This is a genomic window from Paenibacillus nanensis, from assembly GCF_003583765.1.
GTDB classification, from domain to species: Bacteria; Bacillota; Bacilli; order Paenibacillales; family Paenibacillaceae; genus Pristimantibacillus; species Pristimantibacillus nanensis.
Map to the genome: position 1 here is coordinate 1 of NZ_QXQA01000044.1, position 678 is coordinate 678.

1 protein-coding gene is annotated in these 678 nt (G+C 40.6%); it reads left to right on the forward strand.

The window, feature by feature from the left end; translation table 11 throughout:
• The first annotated feature begins 245 nt into the window (after positions 1 to 245).
• Positions 246 to 521 (forward strand): hypothetical protein, encoded by a 276-nt coding sequence (locus D3P08_RS27040; RefSeq protein ID WP_119603240.1) that lies wholly within the window; start codon positions 246 to 248, stop codon positions 519 to 521.
• Positions 522 to 678 lie beyond the last annotated feature (157 nt).

Here is a 678-nt window from a genome sequence, read left to right on the forward strand (position 1 = left end):
CTATGTCCCAACCAGCCTCAATCATGGTCATGACAAGTAGGGGTGAACATTATAGCGCTCGGGATCAAGTCCCACGGGCAGGTACGTTCGACCCGGCTACTTTAATCCTCGAAGCTAATGCAAAAAGAATCAACCAGAAAGAAATGGTTGATCTCATAATACGAAAGGGCAGGATAACGCAACATTACCTATGTCTTCTACGTATTAAGTTAATACTGGAAAATGCTTAATGTAGAGGTGACATTATGAAAAAGTTGATGGGAATTTTACTAACCATTGTATTAATCATTGCTGCCTCATTAATATATGACTACTTCACAGTTTCTAAAAAGGAAGCAAGACAAATAGCGGAACGATATGTAGCAAGCGAATCATTTAAATGGAAAGTAGGTTCGATTAGTCGGGATAGGGGAACCTGGGTTGTTTACTTATCTTCTGTAGATGCGGTAAACGAAATTACGTGGCTCATTATCAATAATCGTTCTGGTTCAGTTAATAAAATCACTCAACCCATGAAGTAAGACGGTGCTTTGGTGAAGCAGTCTCATTACGCTCCCTCGAAATGATTCAGTTTCCTCACTCAGACTCATGAATTCGCAGGATTTCATCCTGTAGTTAGAATGAAGAAGAGGATGTGGGAAGAGTTGGTAGTGGAGAGACTTAAAAATGGGCATGCGG